At 66.8% G+C, this 25,747-nt stretch carries 22 protein-coding genes; 10 read left to right on the top strand and 12 right to left on the bottom strand.

Annotated elements, in window-relative coordinates:
* Genes HZ321_RS20670 through HZ321_RS20660 form a run of 3 tightly spaced genes read right to left on the bottom strand, consistent with a single transcriptional unit; the run spans window position 1 to window position 3,154 of the window.
* The gene (locus HZ321_RS20670; protein ID WP_181704307.1) at window positions 1-378 is read right to left on the bottom strand and encodes a Na+/H+ antiporter subunit C; all 378 of its coding nucleotides are present in this window, start codon (window positions 376-378) and stop codon (window positions 1-3) included.
* The gene (locus tag HZ321_RS20665) at window positions 378-800 is read right to left on the bottom strand and encodes a Na+/H+ antiporter subunit B (protein ID WP_181704306.1); all 423 of its coding nucleotides are present in this window, start codon (window positions 798-800) and stop codon (window positions 378-380) included. Before HZ321_RS20665 ends, HZ321_RS20670 begins: the two co-directional genes overlap by 1 nt.
* Window positions 797-3,154 carry a putative monovalent cation/H+ antiporter subunit A gene (locus tag HZ321_RS20660; RefSeq protein ID WP_194304093.1) on the bottom strand — a complete coding sequence of 786 codons (2,358 nt, stop codon included), beginning with the start codon at window positions 3,152-3,154 and terminating at the stop codon, window positions 797-799. The genes HZ321_RS20665 and HZ321_RS20660 overlap by 4 nt, the downstream gene beginning before the upstream one ends.
* Window positions 3,155-3,611: 457 nt before the next feature.
* Here HZ321_RS20660 and HZ321_RS20655 point away from each other — a divergent pair, with 457 nt between their 5' ends.
* The 3 genes from HZ321_RS20655 (at window position 3,612) to HZ321_RS20645 (ending at window position 7,104) form a co-directional block, all read left to right on the top strand.
* A complete protein-coding gene (locus HZ321_RS20655; RefSeq protein WP_181704305.1) occupies window positions 3,612-5,696 on the top strand; it encodes a S9 family peptidase in 2,085 nt (694 codons plus the stop codon).
* 96 nt (window positions 5,697-5,792) lie between these two features.
* Window positions 5,793-6,317, top strand: coding sequence for a DUF3833 family protein (locus tag HZ321_RS20650; protein WP_181704304.1), 525 nt, complete (start codon window positions 5,793-5,795; stop codon window positions 6,315-6,317).
* A 190-nt stretch (window positions 6,318-6,507) separates the two neighbouring features.
* Window positions 6,508-7,104 (top strand): superoxide dismutase, encoded by a 597-nt coding sequence (locus HZ321_RS20645; protein ID WP_181704303.1) that lies wholly within the window; start codon window positions 6,508-6,510, stop codon window positions 7,102-7,104.
* 60 nt (window positions 7,105-7,164) lie between these two features.
* Here the strand turns inward: HZ321_RS20645 and HZ321_RS20640 are convergent, their stop codons facing one another.
* A complete protein-coding gene (locus HZ321_RS20640) occupies window positions 7,165-7,506 on the bottom strand; it encodes a hypothetical protein (RefSeq protein ID WP_181704302.1) in 342 nt (113 codons plus the stop codon).
* A gap of 27 nt (window positions 7,507-7,533) precedes the next feature.
* Window positions 7,534-8,265, bottom strand: coding sequence for a DUF1194 domain-containing protein (locus HZ321_RS20635; RefSeq protein WP_181704301.1), 732 nt, complete (start codon window positions 8,263-8,265; stop codon window positions 7,534-7,536).
* Window positions 8,266-8,448: 183 nt separating this feature from the next.
* Between HZ321_RS20635 and HZ321_RS20630 the strand changes: the two genes are divergently transcribed.
* Complete coding sequence (locus HZ321_RS20630; RefSeq protein ID WP_181704300.1) at window positions 8,449-9,111, top strand: haloacid dehalogenase type II; 663 nt, start codon at window positions 8,449-8,451, stop codon at window positions 9,109-9,111.
* A gap of 10 nt (window positions 9,112-9,121) precedes the next feature.
* Here the strand turns inward: HZ321_RS20630 and scpA are convergent, their stop codons facing one another.
* Both scpA and HZ321_RS20620 read right to left on the bottom strand, forming a co-directional pair.
* Window positions 9,122-11,287 carry a methylmalonyl-CoA mutase gene (gene scpA, locus HZ321_RS20625; protein ID WP_181704299.1) on the bottom strand — a complete coding sequence of 722 codons (2,166 nt, stop codon included), beginning with the start codon at window positions 11,285-11,287 and terminating at the stop codon, window positions 9,122-9,124.
* Between the two features lie 16 nt (window positions 11,288-11,303).
* Window positions 11,304-13,178, bottom strand: a complete 1,875-nt coding sequence (locus HZ321_RS20620) for a methylmalonyl-CoA mutase family protein (RefSeq protein WP_181704298.1) — start codon at window positions 13,176-13,178, stop codon at window positions 11,304-11,306.
* Between the two features lie 296 nt (window positions 13,179-13,474).
* Here HZ321_RS20620 and HZ321_RS20615 point away from each other — a divergent pair, with 296 nt between their 5' ends.
* Complete coding sequence (locus HZ321_RS20615) at window positions 13,475-14,185, top strand: helix-turn-helix transcriptional regulator (protein WP_181704297.1); 711 nt, start codon at window positions 13,475-13,477, stop codon at window positions 14,183-14,185.
* 90 nt (window positions 14,186-14,275) lie between these two features.
* Here HZ321_RS20615 and HZ321_RS20610 read toward each other — a convergent pair whose 3' ends face one another.
* Window positions 14,276-14,686: a DUF4332 domain-containing protein gene (locus tag HZ321_RS20610; protein WP_181704296.1), complete on the bottom strand. Its 411-nt coding sequence runs from the start codon at window positions 14,684-14,686 to the stop codon at window positions 14,276-14,278.
* A gap of 257 nt (window positions 14,687-14,943) precedes the next feature.
* Between HZ321_RS20610 and HZ321_RS20605 the strand changes: the two genes are divergently transcribed.
* From HZ321_RS20605 to HZ321_RS20585, 5 genes are all read left to right on the top strand, one after another.
* Window positions 14,944-16,590: a helicase HerA-like domain-containing protein gene (locus tag HZ321_RS20605; protein WP_181704348.1), complete on the top strand. Its 1,647-nt coding sequence runs from the start codon at window positions 14,944-14,946 to the stop codon at window positions 16,588-16,590.
* 130 nt (window positions 16,591-16,720) lie between these two features.
* On the top strand, window positions 16,721-18,106 hold the full coding sequence (locus HZ321_RS20600) for a M20/M25/M40 family metallo-hydrolase (protein ID WP_181704295.1): 1,386 nt from the start codon (window positions 16,721-16,723) through the stop codon (window positions 18,104-18,106).
* A 71-nt stretch (window positions 18,107-18,177) separates the two neighbouring features.
* Window positions 18,178-18,762, top strand: a complete 585-nt coding sequence (locus HZ321_RS20595) for a DUF1131 family protein (RefSeq protein WP_181704294.1) — start codon at window positions 18,178-18,180, stop codon at window positions 18,760-18,762.
* Window positions 18,759-19,751 carry a methylmalonyl Co-A mutase-associated GTPase MeaB gene (meaB, locus tag HZ321_RS20590; RefSeq protein WP_181704293.1) on the top strand — a complete coding sequence of 331 codons (993 nt, stop codon included), beginning with the start codon at window positions 18,759-18,761 and terminating at the stop codon, window positions 19,749-19,751. The genes HZ321_RS20595 and meaB overlap by 4 nt, the downstream gene beginning before the upstream one ends.
* A gap of 126 nt (window positions 19,752-19,877) precedes the next feature.
* Entirely contained in the window at window positions 19,878-20,453 is a 576-nt protein-coding gene (locus HZ321_RS20585) for a type 1 glutamine amidotransferase domain-containing protein (RefSeq protein ID WP_181704292.1), read from the top strand.
* A gap of 65 nt (window positions 20,454-20,518) precedes the next feature.
* On the opposite strand, the gene xylA is transcribed toward HZ321_RS20585, so the two are convergent.
* The 4 genes from xylA to HZ321_RS20565 all read right to left on the bottom strand — a co-directional run bounded on the left by xylA (window position 20,519) and on the right by HZ321_RS20565 (window position 25,681).
* The gene (gene xylA, locus HZ321_RS20580; RefSeq protein WP_181704291.1) at window positions 20,519-21,835 is read right to left on the bottom strand and encodes a xylose isomerase; all 1,317 of its coding nucleotides are present in this window, start codon (window positions 21,833-21,835) and stop codon (window positions 20,519-20,521) included.
* 1 nt (window position 21,836) lies between these two features.
* Entirely contained in the window at window positions 21,837-23,309 is a 1,473-nt protein-coding gene (gene xylB, locus HZ321_RS20575) for a xylulokinase (RefSeq protein WP_181704355.1), read from the bottom strand.
* Window positions 23,310-23,343: 34 nt separating this feature from the next.
* Complete coding sequence (locus HZ321_RS20570) at window positions 23,344-24,366, bottom strand: LacI family DNA-binding transcriptional regulator (RefSeq protein ID WP_181704290.1); 1,023 nt, start codon at window positions 24,364-24,366, stop codon at window positions 23,344-23,346.
* 88 nt (window positions 24,367-24,454) lie between these two features.
* Window positions 24,455-25,681, bottom strand: a complete 1,227-nt coding sequence (locus tag HZ321_RS20565) for an NAD(P)/FAD-dependent oxidoreductase (RefSeq protein ID WP_181704289.1) — start codon at window positions 25,679-25,681, stop codon at window positions 24,455-24,457.
* Between the last annotated feature and the right edge of the window lie 66 nt (window positions 25,682-25,747).

Below are 25,747 nucleotides of genomic sequence, written 5' to 3'. Positions count from 1 at the left end.
TCAGTACCCCCGCGGCGGGCCGGGATCGGCCAGCGGCTCGGCGACGCGCATGGCATCGGTGTCGTCGGTGCCGAGATCCTGGAAGGCCCGGAAGGCGAGCACCAGGAGGAAGGCGAGGAAGGAGAAGGAGATCACGATCGCGGTCAGGATGAGCGCCTGGGGCAGCGCGTTGGCGGCGCCTTCGGGCGGAGCGTAGGCGTCGAGCGGCATGATGGGTGGAACGTCGCGTGTGATGCGGCCGGCGGTGAACAGCAGGAGGTTCACGCCGTTGCCCAGCATGGCGACGCCGAGCAGGATCCGGATGATCTTCTTCGACAGCATCATGTAGAGGCTGGCGGCGAAGAAGAGGCCGACAAGACCGGAAAGCCAGGGCTCCATCAGACGCCGCCCTCCCGCTCTTCCAGGGAGAGGGCGATCGAGGCCATCGAACCCATCACGACGAAGTAGACGCCGATGTCGAAGAACATGGGCGTCGACAGAGCGACTTCGACACCCAGGATCTGCGGAAAGGCCCACAGCCCGGTCATGAAGTTGCGGGCGAACAGCAGCGACAGGATGCCGGTCGCCGCAGCTAGGAACAAGCCGAAGCCGGCGATCTCCATGGGATGGAAGCGCAGGGCTCGGCGAACGGTAGGAACGCCGTGGCTGAGCCCGTAGAGCGCCCAGGCCGAGGCGGCGATCAGGCCGCCGATGAAGCCGCCGCCCGGCTCGTTGTGTCCGCGCAGCGTGATGAAGACGGAGAACAGCAGCATCAGCGAGACGAGCAGCGGCGAGATGGTCCGGAAGATGATCGTGTTCATTTGCGCTTCCCCGTTTCCGGCGTGGGGAGGATGGGCGTGCGGGACTTGATGCGGACAAGGGCCAGGATGGCGAGGCCGGCGACCATCACCACGGCGATCTCGCCCAGCGTGTCGAGGCCGCGGAAGTCGACGATGATGACGTTCACGATGTTGCGGCCGTGGGCGATGCTGCGGGCGTAGGCGTCGTAGAAGTCGGTCAGCGTCCTGTCGAAGGGCACTTGGGTGACCTTCAGGAGCAGAGCCGCGAAGCCGAGACCGGCAGCAGTCGCCACCGTTGCGTCAAGCGCCATCTGCCAGCGCGGACGATGGTCGCGCTCGCCGAGGTTCAGGCGGGTGAGAACCAGGGCCAGGATCACGACGGAGAGGGTCTCCACCATGAATTGGGTGAAGGCGAGGTCCGGTGCGCCGAAGAGCACGAAGAGCACGGCGACGGCAAAGCCCTGAATGCCCAGCGAGACGATGGCCGTCAGTCGCGTGCGGGCAACGACGACGGCGGCCAGACCCAGAACGGCGATCAGCATCACGGCCGCTTCCTTCAGGAGCGGCCGGTCGCCGGAAGGCCATGACGGCATCTCGCCGAGGGTGATCAACGGGATGAGCAGCGCGGCCGCGATGAAGGCGACCATCGCCGTCATGTAGAGTTCCAGGCGTCCCGGCTGGACGATGCGGGTGACGAGCGCGGCGAAGGCGACAAGGGCCGCGACGACCTGGTCGAAGCCGCGGTCCGGACCCCAGCCGATCGCGCTCTGGATGCCGGCGACCGCGGCACGGGCGGGCGAAAGCAGCAGGTAGCCGACGATACCGAGCGCAACGGTGACGGCGGAGAGGATCAGCGGCATCGAGACGTAGGTCGGGATCAGGTGGAGCTCCGGCGCGATCGGCCGGCCGGCGACGGCGCTCGCCATCGGGGCTATCAGGCCGGCCTGGAAGCCGCCGAGGCCAAGGGCAGCGCCGAGGCCCACCACCCCGAGTACGGCCGGGCCGACCGTGAGCTCGAACGGGCCTTCGTGTGCGTGCTTGGGCGTCTTGACGGGCGGGCCGAGGAACGGCTTCAGCGCCACGGCGAAGCCGATCACGAACATCAGCGCATTGCCGGCGACCGCGACGACGACCAGGGCGGTGCGCCCGCTCTCGTCGAAGCCGAGGTAGAGAGCCTCCTTGGCGACGAAGCCGATCATCGGCGGCAGGCCGGCCATGGAGACGGCGGCGACCAGCGCCGAGACGAAGGTGACGGGCATGGCGGCGCGCAGACCGCCCAGCCGCGTGACGTCGCGCGTGCCGGCTTCATGGTCGATGGTGCCGGCCACCATGAAGAGCGCGCCCTTGAAGAAGGCGTGGGCGAGGAGGTAGCCGACCGCGCCGACGATCGCCGCTTCCGTGGAGACGCCGATCAGCATGACCAGGAGGCCGAGCGAGGCGACCGTGGTCTGCGCCAGCATCAGCTTCAGATCGGTCTGGCGGACAGCCATGATCGTGCCGGTGATCAGCGTCGCCCCGCCGAACAGCGGCAGCACGGTCGTCCATTCCGGCGTCCCGCCGAGCACGGGGTGCAGGCGCATCAGGAGATAGACGCCGGCCTTCACCATGGTGGCCGAATGCAGGAAGGCGGAAACCGGTGTCGGCGCCTCCATGGCGTTCGGCAGCCAGACATGCAGCGGAACCTGGGCCGACTTGGTGAAGGCCGCGCCGAGAACCAGGATGAAGATCGGCAGATAGAGCGCTGATCCGCGAATCGTTTCCCCTGATGCGACGATCTCGGAGAGCGTGCGGGTTCCGGTCGCCTGCCCGATCAGGACGACGGCCGCAAGCAGGCACAGCCCCCCTGCCCCGGTGATCACCAGGGCCTGCAGGGCGGCGCGACGGGCGGCGGCACGGGCGTGGTCGAAGCCGATCAGCAGGAAGGAGGTGATCGAAGTCGCCTCCCACATCACGAAGAGGGTGATCCCGTCGTCGGCGAGCACCAGGCCGAGCATCGCCCCCATGAAGGCCAGGATGAAGCCCATGAACCGCCCGGCTTGCGGGTGCCCCTTCATGTAGCCGCCGGAGTAGAGGACGATCAGCGTGCCGATGCCGGTGACGAGCAGCGCGAAGGTGAGCGACAGGCCGTCGACCAGAACGGAGAAGCGGACGCCGTAGGCCGGCCACCAGTCCAGGCCGATCGTCATGCGGGCGCCTGCGGAGACCTCGGGCACGAGTGTCAGCAGCGCGGCAAACGAGGCCAGCGGTACGAGGGCGAGGATGAAGGCCGAGACGCGGCCGGCGATGCCCTGGAGCACCGGCGCCAGGAGCGCGGCCAGGAAGGGGGCGGCCAGGATGAGCAGCAGCCAGCCCGGTGCGGAAATGGGTGTCGGCAAAACGGACGGTTCTCCCAGCGTCTTGTCGAACCGACCAGCCCCCGAAGCGGTCGTCTCGTCCTGATGTTTCGTTCACCCTATTAGATTCGCTTCACACTCGAACACCGCTTAATTGCCAATTCGGCGGTGCAGGGGCGGTCATCGCCGGTCGCCCGACGGAGACTGCGAAGGATCCAGAGCACGATCAAGACAATAAACATGCGTGTTTTACGAATCGAGAGCGGCGGATGCGGAAACTTGACCGTGGCCGGGCGCGCGGAAAACTCCCGATCGCCCTGTACAGCCGAGGTCGAGCCCCTGCATGTATGGCACTCCGGCTCATTCGGCGGAAGGATCGCTTGCAGTCCGGGGCCGACGGCGCTACCTCCGATCTCACCGACCCCACTCCTGCCGCAGGACGGCAGCTCAGGGCCTGCATGCGGTGAGCAGCACGCCCGAACCGTCAGATGGAGACCGGATGACCTCCCCCACCCCGCCGCGCGCCGAGAAGCGAACTGTCACGTCCGAACGCCATGGCGTCCAGCTGGTGGACGACTACGCATGGCTCCGAGCCGACAACTGGCAGGAGGTGATCCGCGAACCGGGCAAACTCGCCGCGGATATCCGGGCTCATCTCGACGCGGAGAACATCTGGTGCGACGCGTTCATGAAGGAGACCGAGGCGCTCCAGGAAACGCTGCTCAAGGAAATGCGCGGGCGCATCAAGGAGGATGATTCCTCCGTTCCATCGCCGGACGGACCCTATGCCTACGCGTCCCGGTATCTGGAAGGCGCCCAGCATCCCCGCGTGGTTCGCACACTGCGGGACGGCGGTCCCGAGCAGGTGCTGCTCGACGCCGACGCGTTGGCACGCGGGAAGGCCTACTTCCATCTCGGCGGCGCGCAGCATAGCCCCGACCACAAGCTGATGGCGTGGAGCTTCGACGACAACGGGTCGGAGTACCACACCATCAAGGTGCGGGATCTCGGCACCGGCGACGACATCGGAGACGAGATCGCCAGCACGGCCGGCGGCGTCGCCTGGGCGGCGGACGGCAAGTCGTTCCTCTACACCTGGCTCAACGACAATCACCGGGCCGAGAAGGTGTTCCTGCATGTGATCGGCACGCCGACGACGGACGACGTGCTGATCTACCAGGAAAGCGATCCGGGCTTCTTCACGGGGGTCGGCAAGACGCAGTCGGGCCGCTTCCTGGTGATCGACAGCCACGATCACGAGACGTCCGAAGTGCGGCTGATCCCGGCGAGCGATCCCGGCGCGGCGCCGATCCTGGTCGCGGCGCGCGATCCGAAGGTGGAGTACTCGGTCGACGACGACGGCGACGGGGTGCTCTACATCCTGACCAACGCCGACGACGCCGAGGACTTCAAGATCATGTCGGCGCCGATCGCCACGCCCGGCCGGGAGCATTGGCGGGACGTGGTGGCGCACCGGCAGGGCCGTCTGATCCTTTCCATGACCATCCTCAAGGGCCGCATGATCCGCCTTGAGCGGGAAGGCGGTCTGCCGCGAATCGTGGTTCGCGAGCTGAAATCGGGCGAGGAGCACGCGATCGACTTCGCCGAGGAGGCCTATTCGCTCGGCCTGTCCGGCGGCTACGAGTTCGACACCTCGGTGATCCGATTCTCCTACTCGTCCCTGACGACGCCGTCCCAAGTCTACGATTACGACATCAACACGCGGGACCGGCTGCTGCGGAAAACGCAGGAAGTGCCGTCCGGGCATGAACCGTCGGATTACGTGACGCGACGGGTGATGGCGCCGGCCGCGGACGGCGAAACGGTTCCGGTGTCGCTCCTCTACCGCAAGGACACGCCGCTGGACGGTTCCGCACCGCTGCTCCTCTACGGATACGGGGCCTACGGCATCACCATCCCGGCCAGCTTCTCGACGACGGTTCTCAGCCTCGTGGACCGGGGCTTCGTCTACGCCATCGCCCATATTCGCGGCGGCAAGGACAAGGGCTACTACTGGTACAAGGACGGCAAGCGCGAGAAGAAGACCAACACCTTCACCGACTTCGTCGCGGCGGGAGACTACCTGGCCGCGGAAGGTTTCACCGGCCGGGGCAAGATCGTCGCGATGGGCGGATCGGCCGGCGGCATGCTGATGGGGGCCGTCGCCAACATGGCGCCGGACCTGTTCGGCGGGGTGGTCGCGATCGTCCCCTTCGTCGACGTGCTCAACACGATGCTGGACGACACGCTGCCGCTCACTCCGCCCGAATGGCCGGAATGGGGCAATCCGATCGAGAGCGAGGAGGAGTTCCGAAGAATCCTCTCCTACAGCCCCTATGAAAACGTGGAGGCGAAAGCCTATCCGCCAATCCTGGCCATCGCTGGTCTGACGGATCCGCGCGTCACCTACTGGGAGCCGGCGAAGTGGGTCGCGCGGCTGCGCGAGTTGAAGACCGACGACAATCCCCTGCTGCTCCAGATCAACATGGACGCAGGCCACGGCGGCGCTTCGGGGCGTTTCGACGCGCTGAAGGAGTATGCGCTGCGCTATGCGTTCGCGCTGAAGGTGATGGGAAAGGCCTAGCCGAGGTTGCGGGTCGCCAACATGTGATGACGGCGGGCTGATCCGCCAACGGGACAGCGGACGTATCGCGAGCAGACCTTCAACGGAGTGCCCGTCATGCCCGTCACCCGTCGCCACCTTGGCGGCATCGCGCTCGGCGCTCTCGCCGGATCCCAGTGGAGCGGATCGGCGATGGCGGCCGAGCCCCTTCTTCTGGAAGAGTTCTTCCGGCATCCGACGCGAGGAGAAGGCGCCTTCGTCAGCGATCTCTTCGACGTACGCCGGGAGCTGACCGTGGACACCACGGGCACCTGGGACGGGCGGACGCTGATCCTGACGGAGCGGATCGCCTACGCGGACGGGGCTCGCGAGACGGCGATCTGGCGCTTCGACAAGACGGGTCCGGCCTCCTACGACGGCCAACGCACGGGTGTCACCGGCGTCGTGCCGGTCAAGGTCCGGGATGGCCGGATCGAGATGGGCTACGTGGGCGAGGTTCGCGGCACCGACGGCAAGCCGATGAAGCTCCGCTTCTTCGACATCCTGGAGAAGACCGACAAACGGACCGTGGTCAACCGGGCCCGCGTCAGCTTCCTCGGCATTCCAGTGGGCCGGGTGGAAATCACGTTCACGCGTGTTTGAACGTCCGTCCGTGCGCGGCTTTTGAACAATCCTCCGGAAAATCGACCGGTCGGGTCTTCAAGCGACCCGCAGCGGGCCCTACATCGGTCGGACGGCGTTGCTCCCGGCAACTCGACCTTCTATGGTCCGCCGCAGTGCGGCCTGATGCCGTGCGACAGATCCGTTTGACGACCGTTTGCGGGAGATTTCAATGGCTTTCGAACTTCCGGACCTCCCGTACTCCTATGATGCGCTCGGCCCCTACATGTCGCGCGAGACGTTGGAGTACCATCACGACAAGCATCACCTCGCCTATGTGAACAACGGCAACAACCTGCTGAAGGGCACGGAGTGGGAGAACGCCAGCCTGGAGGACGTGGTGAAGGGCTCGTTCGGCAAGAACGCGGGTCTCTTCAACAACGCCGGCCAGCACTTCAACCACATCCACTTCTGGAAGTGGATGAAGCCGAACGGTGGCGGCGCCATCCCGGGCGAGCTCGCGAAGAAGATCGACGAGGACCTCGGCGGGCTGGAGAAGTTCCGCACCGACTTCATCCAGGCCGGCGTAACGCAGTTCGGCTCCGGCTGGGCCTGGCTGTCGCTCAAGGATGGCAAGCTCGTCATCCAGAAGACGCCGAACGGCGAAAACCCGCTGGTGCACGGCGCCACGCCGCTGCTCGGCGTCGACGTGTGGGAGCACTCCTACTACATCGACTACCGTAACCTGCGTCCGAAGTATCTCGAGGCCTTCTTCGACAACCTCGTGAACTGGGACTACGTGGCAGAGCTCTACGCCGGCGCGAAGTAAGCTGCGCCAGACAGTGTGGCGGCCGGGATCACTCCCGGCTGCCCGTGTTTCGCATCGATGTCAGACCGGCAGGCCGCGGCGACATTCGGCGGAATAGACCATCGCCTTGTACTCGGTCTGCAGGTCGTACAGCCAGCGTCGGCAGCTCCGTTCATCGGGAAAGCATGCGCGCTGGAACGTGTCGTAGAGCACGTCGTCGTCGCTGACGCCGAAGGGGGAGCGCCCCTCCTTTGCGCCGTGGAAGCCGCCGAACCAGAGGCCTGCCTGACCCCTAGCCTGGTAGAGCGCCAGGCATTCGCCGGGCAGCGATGCGAGCACGCGCGGGGCGCCGGGCGGGATCGGGGTCGTCGCGACACAGGCGGCGCCGAGGGCGGCGGCGATCAGAACGGCGAACGGCTTCATCTCATCGACCTTTCTCCCCCGACCACGTCACTGCAACGCATCAGCCGCCCGATCGGACCCGAGCGCGGCGATCTCCAGGGCCATCTTGCGACGTACGACCTCCGGAAACGAGGCCGTCTCGCCAGCCGTCATCACGAAAGCGCCCGGTCCGCCGATCACGTCGCGCTCGTAATGGACGTCGAGGGGCTCGCCGGCCACGCGCCGCACCATGCCGCCAGGACGCACGATGACGAGCCCGTTGATGGTGATGCCCTTGGCGACCGCGTCGTCCCGGGCGGCCTGGACGGGACGGCCGCCGATATTCGGCCCGTCTCCGGAGACGTCGATAACCTTCTTCAAGCCTTCGTGGGCGTTGGTCTCGATGAGATGGACGGAGAAGTCGATGGCCGCCGAGATCGAGTTGTAGCCGCGCGCGGCGCGCGGCCTCGTCACCAGCGCATCCGCGAAGGCGCGGGCCGAGCCGATGTCCGAGACCACCATCCAGTCGACGATCACGTGCTGGGAACCTGGTCCGCCCCACTCGACGTAGGCAATCGCGATCCGGCCATGGACACCCGACGCGATCGCGTCGAGGACCTCGCGACTGACGATGGCGTCGGCATAGCCGCGGCGCTGAAGTGCGAGTTCGTCGTCGTCGATGGAGCCCGAGCCGTCGGCCGCGAGGACGAGTTCGACATCGACCTCCTCCGCGGCGGCCGGCGCGGAGAAAAATCCCGCCAATGCGAGAACACAGATAGCGATCACCGCCGGAAGCCGCATGTCGTCGTCTCCTGCCCTGCCCCGTTCGAAGGTGTGGCGGATCGCGCTCAAGTCAACGGTCGGCCGGCGGCGAGGGGTGGGCCGGCGGATGGAGGCGCGCTCTTCGGACCAATTGCGTCACAGGCCGGATCAGGTACTCTCGCCCGCCGCCACGATGTTGCGGCGCAGCGGACGAGTAAACCCATGGCTTTCGCGATCTATGTCTTCGACGCCTACGGCACCCTGTTCGACGTCCACGCGGCGGTTCGTCGACATGCGGCCGCGATGGGACCGGAGGCGCAGAGGTTGTCGGAGCTTTGGCGCGCCAAGCAGCTGGAGTATTCCTGGGTGCGGTCGATGTCCGGCACCTACCGGGATTTCTGGCGGCTCACGGAGGATGCCCTCGATACGGCGCTCGCCGCCTTCCCTTCGGCCGATCGCAGCCTTCGCGACAGCCTGCTGGACGCTTATCGGACACTCGACTGCTATCCGGAGGTTCCCCAGCTCCTGAAGGATCTCAAGGCGCAGAACGCGAAGATCGCGATCCTCTCCAACGGCTCGCCGAAGATGCTGGACCAGGCGGTCAGGGCGGCCGGGTTGCAGGATCTCATCGACGACGTGCTTTCGGTCGACCAGATCCGCATCTACAAACCGGACCCGCAAGTCTACGAAATCGCGACCACCCACTACAGGGTGTTTCCGAGCGCGATCTCGTTCCAGTCCTCCAACCGATGGGACGTGGCGGGGGCGACGAAGTTCGGCTTCCGAACGGTGTGGATCAACCGAAGCGGCGCCGCCGACGAATACCCCGACATGCCACCCGCCGCCGTGTTGCGGGATCTCGGCGGGCTGACCGTGCTGGGTTGAACGGCCGCGGCTACTCGGCCGCGGCGCGTCCCGTGTAGCCCAGTTGCGTACTCAGCTTGGCGAGCAGCTTCTCGGCCGCTTCCGCAATCACGGTGCCTGGCGGGAAGATCGCCGAAGCACCGGCTTCGATCAGCGCCTCGTGGTCCTGCGGCGGGATCACCCCGCCAACCACGATCATGATGTCGCCGCGGCCCTGGTCCTCCAGCGCCTTCTTCAGTTCCGGCACCAGGGTCAGGTGACCGGCAGCCAGCGAAGAGACGCCGACGACGTGGACGTCGTTCTCGACCGCTTGGCGGGCCGCCTCCTCCGGCGTGGCAAACAGCGGGCCGATGTCGACATCGAAGCCGAGGTCGGCGAAGGCGGAGGCGATCACCTTCTGGCCGCGGTCGTGGCCGTCCTGGCCCATCTTGGCGACGAGGATGCGCGGACGGCGGCCGTCGTCCTCCTCGAACTGGCGGACGGCTTCCTGGACCCGCTTCATCACGTCCGACATGCGTGCGGCCTCCCGCTTGTAGACGCCTGAGATCGCGCGGATCTCGGCCTTGTGACGCCCGAACACCTTCTCCATGGCGAGGCTGATCTCGCCGACGGTCGCCTTGGCGCGGGCAGCGTCGATCGCAAGGGCGAGAAGGTTGCCCTCCCCGCTGCCGGCGGCCGCGGTGAGCGCGTCGAGCGCGGCGTCAACCGCGGCGGGATCGCGTTCGGCGCGCAGGCGCTGCAGCTTGCCGATCTGGGCGGCGCGCACGGCCGAATTGTCGACCTTGAGGAGGCGGATGTCGGCCTCCTCGTCAGTGCGGAACTTGTTGACCCCGATCACCGGTTGGGCGCCGCTGTCGATGCGGGCTTGCGTCTTGGCGGCGGCTTCCTCGATGCGCAGCTTGGGGATGCCGGCTTCGATCGCCTTGGCCATGCCGCCCAAAGCCTCGACCTCGGCGATGTGCTCCAGGGCCCGGTTGGCGAGGTCGAAGGTCAGTCGCTCGACGAAATAGCTGCCGCCCCAGGGGTCGATGATCTTGGTGTTGCCGGTCTCCTCCGCCAGCACGATCTGGGTGTTGCGGGCGATACGCGCGGAGAAATCGGTCGGCAGCGCCAGCGCCTCGTCGAGCCCGTTGGTGTGCAGCGACTGGGTATGGCCCTGGGTCGCGGCCATCGCCTCCACGCAGGTGCGGACCACATTGTTGAACGGATCCTGCGCGGTCAGCGACCAGCCGGACGTCTGGCTGTGGGTTCGCAAGCTCAGCGAGCGGTCGTCCTTGGGGTCGAACTCGCGCTTCATCAGGATCGACCAGAGCAGGCGCGCAGCCCGCATCTTGGCGACCTCCATGAAGAAGTTCATGCCGATCGCCCAGAAGAAGGACAGCCGCGGGGCGAAGCGGTCGACCGTCATCCCGGCCTTTAGGCCGGCGCGGACATACTCGATGCCGTCGGCGAGCGTGTAGGCGAGTTCCAGGTCCGCGGTCGCTCCTGCCTCCTGCATGTGATAGCCGGAGATCGAGATCGAGTTGAACTTCGGCATCTTCGCGGAGGTGAAGGAGAAGATGTCGGAGATGATCCGCATCGAGGGCGCGGGCGGGTAGATGTAGGTGTTGCGGACCATGAACTCCTTGAGGATGTCGTTCTGGATGGTCCCCGACAGCTTTTCGGCCGGGACCCCTTGCTCCTCGGCCGCGACGACGAAGAGCGCCAGCACCGGCAGCACGGCGCCGTTCATGGTCATGGAGACCGACATCTGGTCGAGCGGAATGCGGTCGAACAGGATGCGCATGTCATAGATGGAATCGATCGCGACGCCCGCCATCCCGACGTCGCCGGAGACGCGCGGGTGGTCGCTGTCGTAGCCACGGTGGGTGGCGAGGTCGAAGGCGACCGACAGACCCTTCTGACCCTGCTCCAGGTTCCGGCGGTAGAAGGCGTTGCTGTCCTCGGCGGTGGAGAAGCCGGCGTACTGGCGGATCGTCCAGGGCTGCTGGACGTACATGGTGGGATAGGGGCCGCGAACGAAGGGCGGCAGCCCCGGGTAGGTGTGAGGATGGCGCAGACCCTCGATATCGGCGGCGGTGTAGACCGGCTTGACCGGAATGTCTTCCGGCGTGTTCCACGGCTCGGCCGTGGCGTCCGGGCCGGCGGGGGCGACGAAGCGGTAGGGGATGTCGGCGAAGGAGGGCTTGCGGGTCATCGGTTCGATCCTTCCTTCAGGCCTTCAGAGCCGGCGTGCCGAGTTGGTCGTGGATTTCGGCCAGCAATTGAAGCATGTCCTGCCCCTCGTGGACGAAGCGGTCGACGCCGGCACTTCGGAGCTCCGGCTCCGTCGTCCCGGGGCGGCCGGCGACAAGAACCTGCGTTGCGCCGGCCCGTTTCAGGGCAGACGCCGCCTCGCCCGCCATTTTTCCATAGGTCGCGTCGTCCGAGCAAAGGCATACCATGCGTGCGCCACTCGCGGCGAAGGCCGCCGGTAGCGTTTCCGGCGAGCTATGGCCGTCGCGTCCAACCGCCTCGATGCCACCGGCGTCGAAGAGGTTCTTCGCCCAGTTGGACCGGAGCGTGAAGGCGGACACCGGACCCAGGTTGGCCAGGAAGATCTTCGGTCGGCTCCCCCGAACCGCGATCGCTAGATCGGAGCGGTCACGGAGCGACTCCCAGGGTTGGGCGTCCCGCGTCGGCGTGGACAGGGGTTCGAACGGAGGCACCTCCGGGTCCGGCAGCGGACCTGCCACCGCCGGCACCTCCTCGTCCAGGAGGGGATAGGTGCTCGACCCGGTGATCGGGATGCGACGCTTTGCAACGCGCTCCCGGGTGACGGCCTCGGCCGCAGCGATGCGGGCGCGCAGGCCGCCTTCGGAGAGTGCCCGGGCAAGACCGCCTTCCCGCTCGATGGTCTGGAACTCGCCCCAGGCCTTCTCGGCCAGCGCATCGGTCAAGGTCTCGATTCCGGCAGCCCCAGCCGCGGGGTCGCCCACGCGATGGAGGTTGGACTCCTCCATCAGGATAGCCTGGACGTTTCGCGCCAAGCGGCGTGCGTTGGCGTCCGGAAGGCCGAGGAGTTCGGAATGCGGCACGGTGGTGATCGCGTCGGCTCCGCCGACCGCGGCAGCGAAGGCGGCGATGGTCGACCGGATGATGTTGACCCAGGGATCGCGCCGCGTGGTCATCTTCCAGGCGGTCTCGGCATGGACGAACGCCGGCTGCTGCGGGATCCCGAACTCGTCGAGGACGAGCGCCCAGAGCCGGCGGAAGGCCCGCAGCTTGGCGATGGTCAGGAACTGGTTCTGGTCGGCGACCAGCCTGAACTCGATCGAACCGGCGAGGACGGCGAGTAGTTCTTTCGACAGGGGCGAGTCGGCAAGCTGTCGCAGGTAGCTGACGCCGGTTGCGATGGCGATTGCGATTTGCTGAGATTCGGTTGCGCCAAGCGCATGCCAGGTTTGCCCACCGGCCAGCAAAATGGTGCCGCCAACCGAGTGTTGCGTCCGAAAGCTACATATGTCATTTAGTGCATGCAGATCATAAGCTTGGCTGAGCGATTCTGCATAGCCTGCTTCAGATGCCGCAAAGGGATCTATACCTAGATGAAGGCGGGTGTTTCCCGTGGTCGCCAAAAGTCGACCAAGTCGTTGAAGAATGCGTACTGCAACCGACAGATCGGCAAACGAACTCGTGAAATGAACAGAAATCATGTCGAGGTAGACACCTTCGAAGACACGCACTAATTTGTTTTCGTCTTCCTCGGCGATGGTGGAGTCGGGGTCGATGAAGGAACCCCTGGTCGGGATTTTCAGATCGATGGCGGTGGCGCCGGACTGCAGTTCGGCAAGGACCTCACCATTGGTGCGAGCGGGATCCGAGAGGACCACCCGCTGAACGATCGACCAGGGCACGCCAGCGCCACGTCCAGGCAGCGGATCTCGATCCGTCCGGGGCGCGGCTAGGATCGGGACGGTGATACCGTCTCGCGTGACGGCCGAGAGCTTGTCGAGAGAGAGGGTTCCCAGTGCCCTTGATACGGCAACTTCCCAGTCCTCGCGCGTGACGGCCGGGGTTTCGCCGAACTGACGAAGGTCGATGTCCATGGCTCTCGGGTCCTGGGCTCGATTGACACGATCCGTCGCTCTCAACGACGCGTCGACCTTATACGGACAGCATAAAGTCGTGCCCAGATAGACATAAGGCGATCGCAGTATTGAGTCGGCGGAAATATTGTCGCGGCAAGTCAGCTGATTTGTCGCAGAGAACGCTGGGGGAAAAATCGAGTTGCCGGTTAGGCAGTTGATAACCGCGTGAGGCCATGAGTTGTGGCAAGTTCTCAGTGGTTGTCTTACGTTGAGACAGTAACTCGCATACCAACTCTTGATCGGGTATAAAAAGCATGAATACACCTGATGAGATCCTGGCGGATGCCGTAGGACTCCGGACCTGCTCGAGCGCCAATCGGATCTTCGACATCATCGAGCGTCGACTGGTCAGTCACGGGGCCAGCCACATCCTCGTCACCGGACTTCCGATGCCCGGTCGACCCGTCGAACCGCTGATCCTCCACATGAAGTGGCCGGATGTCCGCAGCGAACGCGGGCAGTTGATCACCATCTCCAAGGGCGATCCCATTCTGGAGCGCTGCAGGGTCGCACACCGGCCCTTCCTGGTGGATGGCGTCAGCATCTCCGGACATTCCGATCTCGTGGCCGCTGCAGGGCCCGAGGCATCCGCCCGGATCGTGGCCGTCCCCGTGAAGTCGATTCAGCCCTACCAGGCGGCCGTGATCGGGCTCGGCACGTCCTTGTCGCTGACCGAACTCGACCTCGTGGCGTTCGACTTCCTGTGCAATCAGGCCTTCCGCCGTCTGCGCGCGCTGGGCTTCCTGATCGACAGCCGTCCGGGCGACCTTTCCGCCCGTGAACGGAAAGTCCTTGAACTCACGGCCACGGGCAAGACGGCGCAGGAGATCGCGGAACTGCTCAACATCTCGCAGCGGACGGTTCACGCCCATCTGCAGAATGCCGGCGAGAAGCTCGATGCGTCGAACAAGACGCAGACGGTTGTTGAAGCTCTTCGCTACGGGCAGATCACTCTGGACGACTGACTAAGAGACAAGGCCGCGCAACGGGGGCGTGCGCGGCCGATTTGTTGGCATTCCGCGTGCAGCGGCTTTCCAGGCGCCGCTAATCATCTGTCAGTAGGTCAGGACCGGCTGCATGGTCTTGGCCTGTTCGATCCAGCCGGCGACGGTCTTTTCCGCCGGGATCTGCCGCACCAGCTTGCGGTCGGCATTGACCTCGGCGATGCGCGCGGCGAGGTTGGATGCCTTGCGGCCCTTCAGTTCCTTGACGGTGTCGACGCCCGCCGCTTCCAGCAGTTCGGAGTACTCCTCCGCGACACCCTTGATCCGCATGAGGTCGCTGAGGTTCGCCCACTTCAGGATCTTCCCCTCGTCGATGCCGGTTTCGCCGGCGAGCGCCTTGCGGCCCTTCGGGTCCTTGGCGCGCTCCAGGAGAGCGGCCGTGGTCCGCACGCCGGCTGCCTTGAGCTTCTCCGCAAATACCGGGCCGATGCCCTCCACGTTCAAGATCGGGTAACCCGCCATCGATGCCTCCCCCTGTCGGCGTTCCAGCGCGCCGAACGCATCGCAATAGTAGCAATCGTACGGAAGTGTTCAACGATGGCTTGGCTTTTCGGCGGGCTGTTAACATGGAAACGCGCCGCGGGCTGTCGCATCCGGCAGGAGACCCTCACTTTCGCTGATGGAAAGTGGCCATCATCTCGTTGAGCGGAGGGAAGAGGAACCCTATACATTCCCCTGACGAGAGTTTCGGGAGCGCGTCGCGCGCGAAGGAGTTGATGATGCTCGCAGCCGACAAGGTCTACATCGGGACCAGCACGAAACCCGAGTATCTCACCCTCAAATACGCCAACCGGCACGGGATCGTTACCGGGGCAACAGGCACCGGCAAGACCGTGACGCTGCAGATCCTGGCCCAAAGCCTTTCCGACGCCGGGGTGCCGGTGTTCTGCGCCGACGTGAAGGGCGATCTGTCGGGTCTGGCGTCGGCAGGCGACGAGAAGGACTTCCTGGTCAAGCGGGCGCAGGAGATCGGGTTCCTGGAGGAGTACCAGTATGCCGCGGCGCCGGTGATCTTCTGGGATCTGTTCGGCGAACAAGGGCATCCGATCCGGGCCACCGTGACCGAGATGGGGCCGCTGCTGCTGTCGCGACTCCTGCAGCTCAACGACACGCAGGAAGGTGTCCTCAACATCGCCTTCAAGGTGGCCGACGACGAGGGGCTGCTGCTCATCGATCTCAAGGACTTGCGGTCGCTGCTGACCTACCTCAGCGACAACGCGGATGCGGTTTCGGCCCACTACGGCAACGTCGCCAAGGCGACGATCGGGGCGATCCAGCGGCAGTTGCTCGTGTTGGAGCAGCAGGGCGGCGAGAACTTCTTCGGCGAGCCGGCCCTCGACATCCGAGACATCATGCGCACCACGGGCGACGGACGCGGCGCGGTCAACGTTCTGGCGGCCGACAAGCTGATGCAGACGCCGCGGCTCTACGCGACGTTCCTGCTCTGGCTCCTCTCCGAGCTGTTCGAGGAACTGCCGGAGGTCGGCGACCCCGACAAGCCGAAGCTCGTCTTCTTCTTCGACGAAGCGCACCTGCTGTTCGACGAAGCGCCGAAGGCGTTGCTGGAGAAGGTGGAGCAGGTCGTCAAGCTGATCCGATCGAAGGGCGTCGGCATCTATTTCGTCACGCAGAACCCGCTCGACGTTCCGGAAAGCGTGCTCGCCCAGTTGGGCAACCGGGTGCAGCACGCGCTGCGCGCCTATACCCCGCGCGAGCAGAAGGCCGTCCGCGTCGCCGCGGAGACGTTCCGCCCCAACCCGGCCTTCGACACTTTCGAGGTGATCACCCAGCTCGGCGTCGGCGAGGCGCTGGTTTCGACGCTGGCCGAAAAGGGCGTGCCGTCGATCGTGGAACGCACCCTGGTGCGCCCGCCCTCCTCCCGCCTCGGGCCGCTGACTCCGGACGAGCGTGCGCAGGTGCTCGACGCGAGCCCGCTCTCCGGGGTCTACGACGCGCTCCAGGATCGCGAGTCGGCGTTCGAGATGCTGAAGGCACGCGCCGAAGGGCGCCGTCCGAGCCGACCGAGCGCGCCCTCCGCCACTGCTCCCCGCAGAACCTCGTCCGGCTTCCAGCTCCCGGATTTCGGCTGGGGCCCGTCCTCCCGCTCCGAACCAGAACCGCAGCCGGATCCCGGCTACGATCCGACGCCGGCAGGGCGGCCGCGGCTCGACGAGTACGAGAGCCCGGCCGAGCGCCGCCGCCGCGAGGCCGACGAGGAGCGGGCCGCGCGCGGATCGTCCAGCGGCCGACAGACCGTTGTCGAAGCGGCGGTGAAGTCGGTGGTGCGGTCGGTGTCGAGCTCCGTCGGGCGACAGATCGGCTCGGCTATCGTCCGCGGCGTGCTCGGGAGCATCCTGAAACGCTGATCGAGACTGTCACCGGTAGTCCAGACTGCCCGCCTGTCGCCGACGGGCCCGCCCTTCCTTTCAAAGCCGTGGATCTCAAGCGGGCTCGTCGTGGCGAGCCGGATCGCGGCGTCTGCTCCAGGATCGTTTCATGACTGATATTCGCGTGCTCGACCGCATCGATGCGGACCTTCCGGCCAGCCTTGAACGCCTGTTCGCGTTCCTGCGGATTCCTTCGATCTCGACCGATCCGGCCTACAAGCCGGCGTGCGCAGAGGCGGCGGACTGGCTGGTGAAGGAGCTGAGCGGGATCGGCTTCGATGCGTCGGCGCGGCCGACCGAAGGCCATCCGATGGTGGTCGCGCATTGGACCAAGGCCGGCCCCGACAAGCCGCACGTGCTTTTCTACGCCCACTACGACGTCCAGCCGGTGGATCCGATCTCGCTCTGGGAAACGCCGCCGTTCGAGCCGCGCGTCGCCCGGCAGCCGGACGGATCGGAGCGGATCGTCGCGCGAGGGTCTGCCGACGACAAGGGCCAGCTGATGACCTTCGTGGAAGCCTGCCGCGCGATGGTGGCGGAAACCGGCGGGCTTCCGATCAACGTGACGATCCTGTCGGAGGGCGAGGAGGAGAGCGGCTCGCCGTCGCTGGTGCCGTTCCTCCTGGCGAATGCGAAGGAGCTGTCGCTCGACGTCGCGCTCGTCTGCGACACCAACATGTGGGACCGCGACACGCCGGCGATCACCACCATGCTGCGCGGCCTTGTCGGCGAGGAGGTGACGATCACCGGCGCCAACCAGGACCTCCACTCCGGCATGTTCGGCGGAGCGGCGCTCAATCCCATCCACGTGCTCGCGCGGGTTCTCGCCGGACTTCACGACGACAGCGGCCGCGTGACTCTGCCGGGCTTCTACGACGGCGTGCCGGAGATCCCGGCTGAGATCGCCGCCAACTGGGCTTCACTCGGGTTCGACGGTGACGCCTTCCTCGGCGCGGTCGGGCTGTCGGCACCCGCCGGCGAAGTCGACCGCACCGTGCTGGAGAAGATCTGGTCGCGGCCGACCGCCGAGGTGAACGGCATCGATGGCGGCTACACGGGCGACGGCTTCAAGACCGTGCTGCCGGCCAAAGCGCGCGCCAAGGTGTCGTTCCGCCTCGTCGGCGACCAGGATCCGGACAAGATCCGCGCGAGCTTCCGGCAGTTCGTCACCGAGCGCCTGCCGAAGGGAGCGGCCGTGTCCTTCCACCCGCACGGCGGCAGCCCTGCCCTGCGGCTTGCCTTCGACAGCCCGGCGCTGAACAAGGGGCGGGCCGCGCTGGAGGAGGAATGGGGCCGGCCCGCGGCGGTCGTTGGGTCCGGAGGATCGATCCCCGTGGTCGGGCACTTCAAGACGCTGCTCGGCATGGACAGCCTGATGGTCGGCTTCGGACTCGCCGACGACCGCATCCACTCGCCCAACGAGAAGTACGAGATGACCAGCTTCCACAAGGGCATCCGCTCCTGGGCGCGTGTCCTCGACGCGCTCGCCGGCTGACCGGCGGGCGAGGCCAGCGGTCGCGCCTGCGCCGCGTTTGCGGCCGGGTCCAGTCATGCTATGGCTTTTTCATGATCACGAAGCGTCTCTGCCTCTCGGCTGTTCTCGTCGCCTCCTTGGGCGGCTGTTCGTCCGGGATCGATTCCGACTTCGGCAGCGCCACTGCGACGACCCAGTCGGTCGACATCCTGGCGATCACCGCCGGCGGCGTGAGCGGCCTGCCGCAAGGGACGCCTTTCTCGGAGGCTGCGATCGAGGAGGCTCTGCCCGGCTTCGACGCTTCGGCCATCACGATGGCGACGGAAACCGATACACAGGCCGCCATCGCCCTCTTCCGTGACGGTCTGCAGGTGGTGCAGGTGCTGCCAGGACCGGACGGTGCGATCGGAAGCGTGCACGGCGTATCCACGCAGTTGCGCGGCCCGGCCGGCGAGCGGATCGGCATGAGCTTCGCCGAAGCGCAGGTGGATCCGTCCGCCTGCCGGCTGGGCAGCGGGAACTGGTTCGGCATGCCGATCTGCACGTCGCCCGTCGCGCCCAACGTGTCGCTGGTGTTCTCCACCTCGGGTTTCAGCGCCTCGCCGACGGACGCGATGCGGAACGCCACCTTGGAGCGGATCATCTGGACACCCGGCTTCAACCCGGCGGCATCATGAACGCGGCGCCGGCCACGCCCGACGTCGCGCGGTTGACCGCCGGTGTGCTCGCCGGCGACCGGTCGTTGCTGGCGCGCGCCATCACGCTGGTGGAGAGCCGCAAGCCGGCCCATCAGGAAGCCGCGCGCGCCCTGCTCCAGGCCGTCCTGCCGCAGACGGGCCGTGCCTTCCGCGTCGGCATCACGGGGGTGCCCGGCGTCGGCAAGTCCACGACCATCGACCAGCTCGGCTCCAACCTGACAGCCGCCGGCCACAAAGTGGCAGTGCTGGCGGTCGATCCGTCCTCGACGCGCACCGGCGGCTCGATCCTCGGCGACAAGACGCGGATGGCACGGCTCGCCGTAGATCCGAACGCCTATGTTCGCCCCTCCCCTTCCGCCGGCACATTGGGCGGGGTCGCCGCCAAGACGCGCGAGACGATGCTCCTCTGCGAGGCGGCCGGCTTCGACGTGATCCTGGTGGAGACCGTCGGCGTCGGGCAGTCGGAGACCGCCGTCGCGGACATGGTGGACGTGTTCCTGGTGCTGATGCTGCCGGGAGCCGGCGACGAGCTCCAGGGCATCAAGAAGGGCATCATCGAGCTGGCCGACCTGATCGCCGTCAACAAGGCGGAGGGCGAGGCCGCAATCCGGGCGCGCGCCGCGGCAACGGAATACCGGGCCGCGCTGCACATCCTGGCGCCCGCGTCGCCGGACTGGTCGCCGCCGGTGCTCACCGTTTCGGGCCTCGCTAACGAAGGGCTCGACAAGCTCTGGTCGGAGATCGAGCGGCATCGTTCGGTGATGTCCGCCAACGGCCGCTTCCAGGCCAAGCGCCGGGAACAGCAGGTCCACTGGATGCGCGAGATGATCAACGAGCGTTTCCACGAGCGGCTGGTGCGCGATCCCGCGATCCGCACCGCACTGGACGACCGCCAGGCCCGGGTGGCGGACGGCACGCTCAGCCCGAGCGTCGCGGCGGCGGAAATTGCGGAAATGCTGGGGCTCTAGAGCCACCCCGGGGTCCGGCCCAGCCGACCGAGGTCATTTCGATTCACTAATCAGTGAACACTGTAAACGGTCAGCGCCGGGATGCGTTGAAGCTCTTGGGGGGCACGAGCTTCAAGGACCGAATTCATGACCGCCATTAATCAAGCCAAGATCCTGATCCTTGCCACGGATGGCTTCGAGCAGTCGGAGCTGATGAAGCCGCTGGAGCAGCTGCGCGCCCAGGGCGCCACCGTTCACGTGGCTTCGCCGGAGAAGACGCGCGAACCCGGCAAGATCCGCGGCTGGGACCAGAAGGATTGGGGGCAGAGCGTGCCGGTCGACAAGACTCTCGGCTCGGTATCCGTCGACGACTACGACGCCCTCCTGTTGCCGGGCGGGCAGATCAATCCGGACCTGCTGCGCGCCGAGGAAGCCGCGGTGAACCTCGTCCGCCGCTTCGTCGACAGCGGCAAGGTGGTGGCTGCGATCTGCCACGGACCGTGGTTGCTGGTGGAAGCCGATGCGGTGCGGGGTCGCAAGGTCACGTCGTACCACTCGATAAAGACCGACGTGAAGAACGCCGGCGGCGACTGGGTGGACCAGGAGGTGGTGACCGACGAGGGGATCATCACCAGCCGCAAGCCGGACGACATCGACGCCTTCGTGAGGAAGATCGTCGAGGAGATCGGCGAAGGACGGCATGAGCGCCGCCGCGCTGCCTGAGCCGGTCGCCTTCGCCGAACCGAAGTGCAGCCCTCCCCGGTCGCCCGGGGAGGGTTTTTTCGCGATCAGAGGAAGCGGTTGAGCACGGTCTCCAGGTATTCCTGGCGGCCGCTCTTGGGCTGGGGATTGATGTCGCCGCCTTCCACGTAGGCGGCCATGTCTTCCAGGGTCTTCTCGCCCTTGAGGATCGACTGCCCGAACGGGGTGCGCCAGCCGGCGTAGCGGTCCTTCACGAAGCTGTCGACGGTGCCGTCCTTGATGGCGGCTTCGGCGTTCAGCAGCGCGCGGGCGACGGCGTCCATCGAGCCGACGTGGGCGACGATCAGGTCATCCGGATCGAGGCTCTGGCGGCGGATCTTCGCGTCGAAGTTGAAGCCGCCGGTGGTGAAGCCGCCCGCCTTGATGATCTCCAGCATGGCGAGGGTCAGTTCCGCGACGTTCATGCCGAACTGGTCGGTGTCCCAGCCCAGGCGGTCGTCGCCGCGGTTGAGGTCCACCGAGCCGAAGATGCCGAGCGCGGAAGCCATGGCGAGCTCGTGCTCGAAGGAGTGGCCGGCGAGGATGGCGTGGTTCTGCTCGATGTTGACCTGCACCTCCTTCTCCAGGCCGAAGGCCTTCAGGAAGCCGTAGACGGTCTGGACGTCGAAGTCGTACTGGTGCTTGGTCGGCTCCTTCGGCTTGGGCTCGATCAGGATCGCGCCCTTGAAGCCGGTGCGGTGCTTGTAGTCCACGACCATGGACAGGAAGCGGCCGGCCTGCTCGATCTCGCTCTTCAGGTTCGTGTTGAGAAGCGTCTCATAGCCCTCGCGGCCGCCCCACAGGACATAGTTCTCGCCGCCGAGTTCCCGCGTCACGTCGAGCGCATTCTTCACCTGCCCGGCGGCATAGGCGAACACGTCCGGATCGGGATTGGTGGCGGCGCCGGCCATGAAGCGCCGGTTGGAGAAGAGGTTGGCGGTGCCCCACAGGAGCTTCAGGCCGGTCTCTTCCTGCTTGCGGGCGAAGATCTCCGCGATCGCACGGACATTGCGGTTGGACTCGGCGAGGGAGGAGCCCTCCGGCGCAATGTCGCGGTCGTGGAAGGTGTAGAAGGGCACGTCCAGGATCTTGAAGAGATCGAAGGCGACGTCGGCCTTCTGCCGGGCGAGCTCCATCGGGTCGGAGCCGTGCATCCACGGCCGCTCGAACGTCTCGCCGCCGAAGGGATCGCCGCCCGGCCAGGTGAACGAGTGCCAATAACAGACCGCGAAGCGCATGTGCTCCTGCATGGTCTTGCCCAGCACCACCCGATTCTTGTCGTAGTAGCGGAAGGCCAGCGGGTTCTTGCTCTCAGGCCCTTCGTAGGCGACTGGCGTCGGATTGGGGAAGAAGGGGGCGTTCATGTCATTCTCCATTCTTGAAGGCTTGCCGGAGGGCCGGGTAGAGCGCGCGGTATCGGCCGTAGCCTTCCGCGTATCGGGGGACGAGCCTTGGATCCGGCTCGATGGTGCGGGCGATGGGCGGTGGTGTGAGCGTCTCGAAGGGGTCGTCGCCGGTCGCGGCGATGCGGCCAAGGCGGGCAGCCCCGAAGGCACCGCCGAAGTCGCCCTCGGCCGTGATGTCGAGCGGACGGTTCAGGACCGCGGCGAGGATCCTGAGCCAGGCCTCCGACTTGGAGCCGCCACCGACGGCGAAGGCGCGGTCGAGGTCGGTTCCTGCGTCGTTGAGCACGCGCAGACAATCGCGGAAGGCATAGGCGACGCCCTCCAGCACGGCCTGGGTCAGCGTCTGGCGGTCGGTCTCCGGAGACAGGCCGACGAAGGCGCCGCGGGCGGCCGCGTCGTTGTGCGGGGTCCGCTCACCGACGAGGTAGGGCAGGAACAGCACGGGTGACGGTCCGTCCGGCTGCGGGTCGAGGCCTTTGGTGAGCGTCGGTGCCGGCGCTTCGAGCACGCCGGATAGCCACTCCAGGCTCGCCGTCGCGGAGAGCACGACGCCCATCTGGTGCCAGGTGTCCGGGACCGCATGGCAGAAGGCGTGTACCGCGCCGTCCGTGTTCGGCGAGAAGCGGGCGTTGGACACGAAGAGCACGCCGGAGGTGCCGAGCGAGGCGAAGGCGACGCCCGGCCCGACGGCGCCCATGCCGACGGCGCTTGCCGCGTTGTCACCGCCGCCGCCGGCAACGACGGGCGGCGTCGCCATGCCCCAGCGGGCGGCGAGCGATGCATTCAGCCGGCCCGTCGGCTCGGTGCCTTCGAAGAGCTCGGGCATGTGACTGCGGGTCAGTCCGGTCGCAGCCAGAAGTTCGTCCGACCAGGCGCGGCGGCCGACGTCGAGCCACAGGGTGCCGGCAGAATCGGACATGTCGGAGGCGTGGTCGCCGGTCAGGTGCAGGCGCACATAGTCCTTCGGCAGCAGGACCTTGGCGATCCTGGCGAAGATCTCCGGCTCGTGCTTGCGCACCCAGAGCAGCTTGGGTGCGGTGAAGCCGGGCATGGCGATGTTGCCGGCGATGGCGCGGGCGTTCGGGCAGGCCGCTTCCAGCTCCGCGCATTCGGCGGCGGAGCGGCCGTCGTTCCAGAGGATCGCCGGGCGCAACGGCTTGTCGGCAGCGTCCAGCAGGGTGGCGCCGTGCATTTGACCGGAAAGGCCGATGCCGGCGACGGCGGAGAGCGCGGCGGCGTGGCCCGCCTTCAGTTCGTCCACGGCGGCGAAGGTCGCGGAGACCCAGCTGTCGGGGTCCTGCTCCGACCAGCCAGGGTGCGGGCGGCTGACCTCCAGCTTGACGGTGGCGCTGGCGATCAGGTGCTCGTCCGCGCCGATCAGCACCGCCTTGACGGACGAGGTGCCGACGTCGATCCCGAGATAGGTGCTCACTGGGCTCCTCCCCTTGTGTTCTCGTTGCGCCCGTTCAACGGACGTTGTCGCGCAGGAAGATGTCGATCCGGATCCGCTCCTGGTCGTCCAGGATGGGCCAACCGTTGGCGAGCGCCTGGAGGATCCGCGCGGCGGACCGGGCCTCGTGGCCGGCATCCTGGTTGATGATGGCGTCGATGGTGCCGCGGACCAGGGCGGCCCGGTTCTCTTCGGTCAGTTCGTGGGCGATGAAGACCACGTCGCGGGCCCTGCCCGCAGCCTCCAGCGCCTCGATCACGCCATGGGTGCCGGCGCCGACATTGTAGAGGCCGGCAAGATCGCGATGGGCGCGCAGCACCTCCTCGGCGAGGAGCTTGACGCGCGCCGGATCGTCCCGCCCCTCCCGGACGGCGACGACCTCCACGGACGGAAAATCCTGGGCGATGACCTGTTCGAAGCCGAAGCGCCGCTCGGCATGGTCCCGCAGCGCCAGCGACCCGGCGATCAACGCGACCTTGCCCTTGCGGTCGGGCAGGAAGCGGCCGAGCAGCGTGCCGGCGGTACGCCCGGCGGAGGTGTTGTCGACGCCGACGTAGCGGTCGCGGTTGGAAGACGGCACGTCGGAGACCAGCGTCACCAACGCCAGGCCGTCGCGGCGGAGCTGGTTGACGGCTTCGCGTACGGCGGGATGGTCGAGCGCGACCGCCGCGACGCCGGCGTAGACGTCGCGGCTCACCGCGCCGAGCGCGCGGGCCAGCGCCTCGCCGTCGAACACGTCGACTTCGACCACGTCGTAGGTGGAACCGCCGAAGGGCAGCCATTCCTTCAGCCGGTGCACGGCGTCGGCCAGGGCCGCGAAGAACGGGTTGTCACCGGACGGCAGAATGAAAAGAAAGCGGTTGGGCAGCGGCTGGACGCGGGAGGCCAGGCTGGACGGGGCGTAACCCAGACGCCGGATCGCGCCCTCGACGCGTTCGACGGTGGCGCCGCGCACCCCCTCCCGGCGGTTCAGCACGCGATCGACCGTGGCGATGCTGACGCCAGCGGCCTCCGCGACATCCTTCAGCGTAACCTTCATCCCGCCCGACGCCCCTCATGGAGATGATATGATTCACGCAGTATCTCGGTGGGATCACATCGTCAAGGGCGTAGCAGTCGGGCTCAGGTCAACCGGCGGAAAGCAGCGCCTTCAGGTCCACGCTTTCGTCGGCCGCCTGGTCCGGTCGAAGAACTGTTCCCGCCGCCAGCAGGCGCCGGCCGACCATGTGGTCGGCGGGGCGGTCGACGCTGTCGATGGCGATGAGGCGTTCCCGATGGAAATGAAAGACGGAGAAGCGACCGTCATCGGCCCGCCCGCGCAGCACGATCCGGTCTGCGCCATGGGACAACCCGACCATCTGAAGCTTCGTGGGTCCCTGATCGGACCAGAACCAGGGCACCTGGCGATAGGGATCCGGCTTGCCGAGGAGAGCCATTGCGGCGTGGCGCGCCTGGTCCGTCGCGTTCTGGACGGACTCGATGCGAACCCGCCGAGCGGCGTGCCAGTGGTCGAACACGACGCCGTCCCCGCAGGCGACGATGGTGGGATCACTGGTGCGCATATGCGAGTCGACCAGGATGCCGCCGTCCGTCGCCAGCCCCGCTGCCTGAGCAAGTTCACTGTTGGCGATCACGCCGATACCGACCAGGGCGAGTTCGGCCTCGATCGGCGCGGTGGATCCCGCTGGCTCGACGCCCACCAGCTGCCCGCGAAAGCCGAGGAAGCGACCGAGCGACGTCGCGAGACGCACGTCGATGCCGGCCTCGCGGTGGCGCTCGAGCATATGCCTTGAGATTTCCGGCGCAACCGCCCGGCCCATCAGGCGATCGCCGGCCTCCAGGACCGTCACCCGCTTGCCGAGGGCGGCGGCCGTGGCGGCCACTTCAAGCCCGATAAAGCCGCCGCCGATCACGACCACGCTGGTCGCCTGGCCCAGGGCCACCCGCAACGCCCGGGCGTCTGCCGTGGTGCGCAGGTAGTGGATGCCGGCAAGACCGGCGCCTTCCACATCCGGCTTTCGGACCCGGGCTCCGGTCGCCAGCGTCAGGCCGTCGTAGCGCAGGCGTCGTCCGTCGGCGAGAGTCACGGTGCGGTCGATCCGGTCGATGCCGGTGACGGTTGCCCCGAGTTCGACGTCGACGCCCTGGGCGGCGTAGAAGGCCTCAGGTCGGATCAACTGCGGTTCGGTGCCCTGATCCTTCAGGAAAGCCTTGGAAAGCGGCGGCCTCTGATACGGCAGGTCAGCCTCGGCGGTCACGAGTCGGATCGGTCCCGCGAAGCCTTCCTGTCGCAAAGCCGCCACCGCGGCTGCTCCGGCGTGACCGCCGCCCACCACAACGACACCGTCCGTCATCAAGTCTACCTGCACCTTTCTGCGCTTACTTGCGTTGGTTCCATCAATGAGACTATGCGACAACTT

Source organism: Chthonobacter albigriseus (assembly GCF_013839445.1).
In the GTDB taxonomy this organism is placed as follows: Bacteria; Pseudomonadota; Alphaproteobacteria; order Rhizobiales; family Pleomorphomonadaceae; genus Chthonobacter; species Chthonobacter albigriseus.
This window is presented reverse-complemented; position numbering and strand designations above follow the sequence as displayed.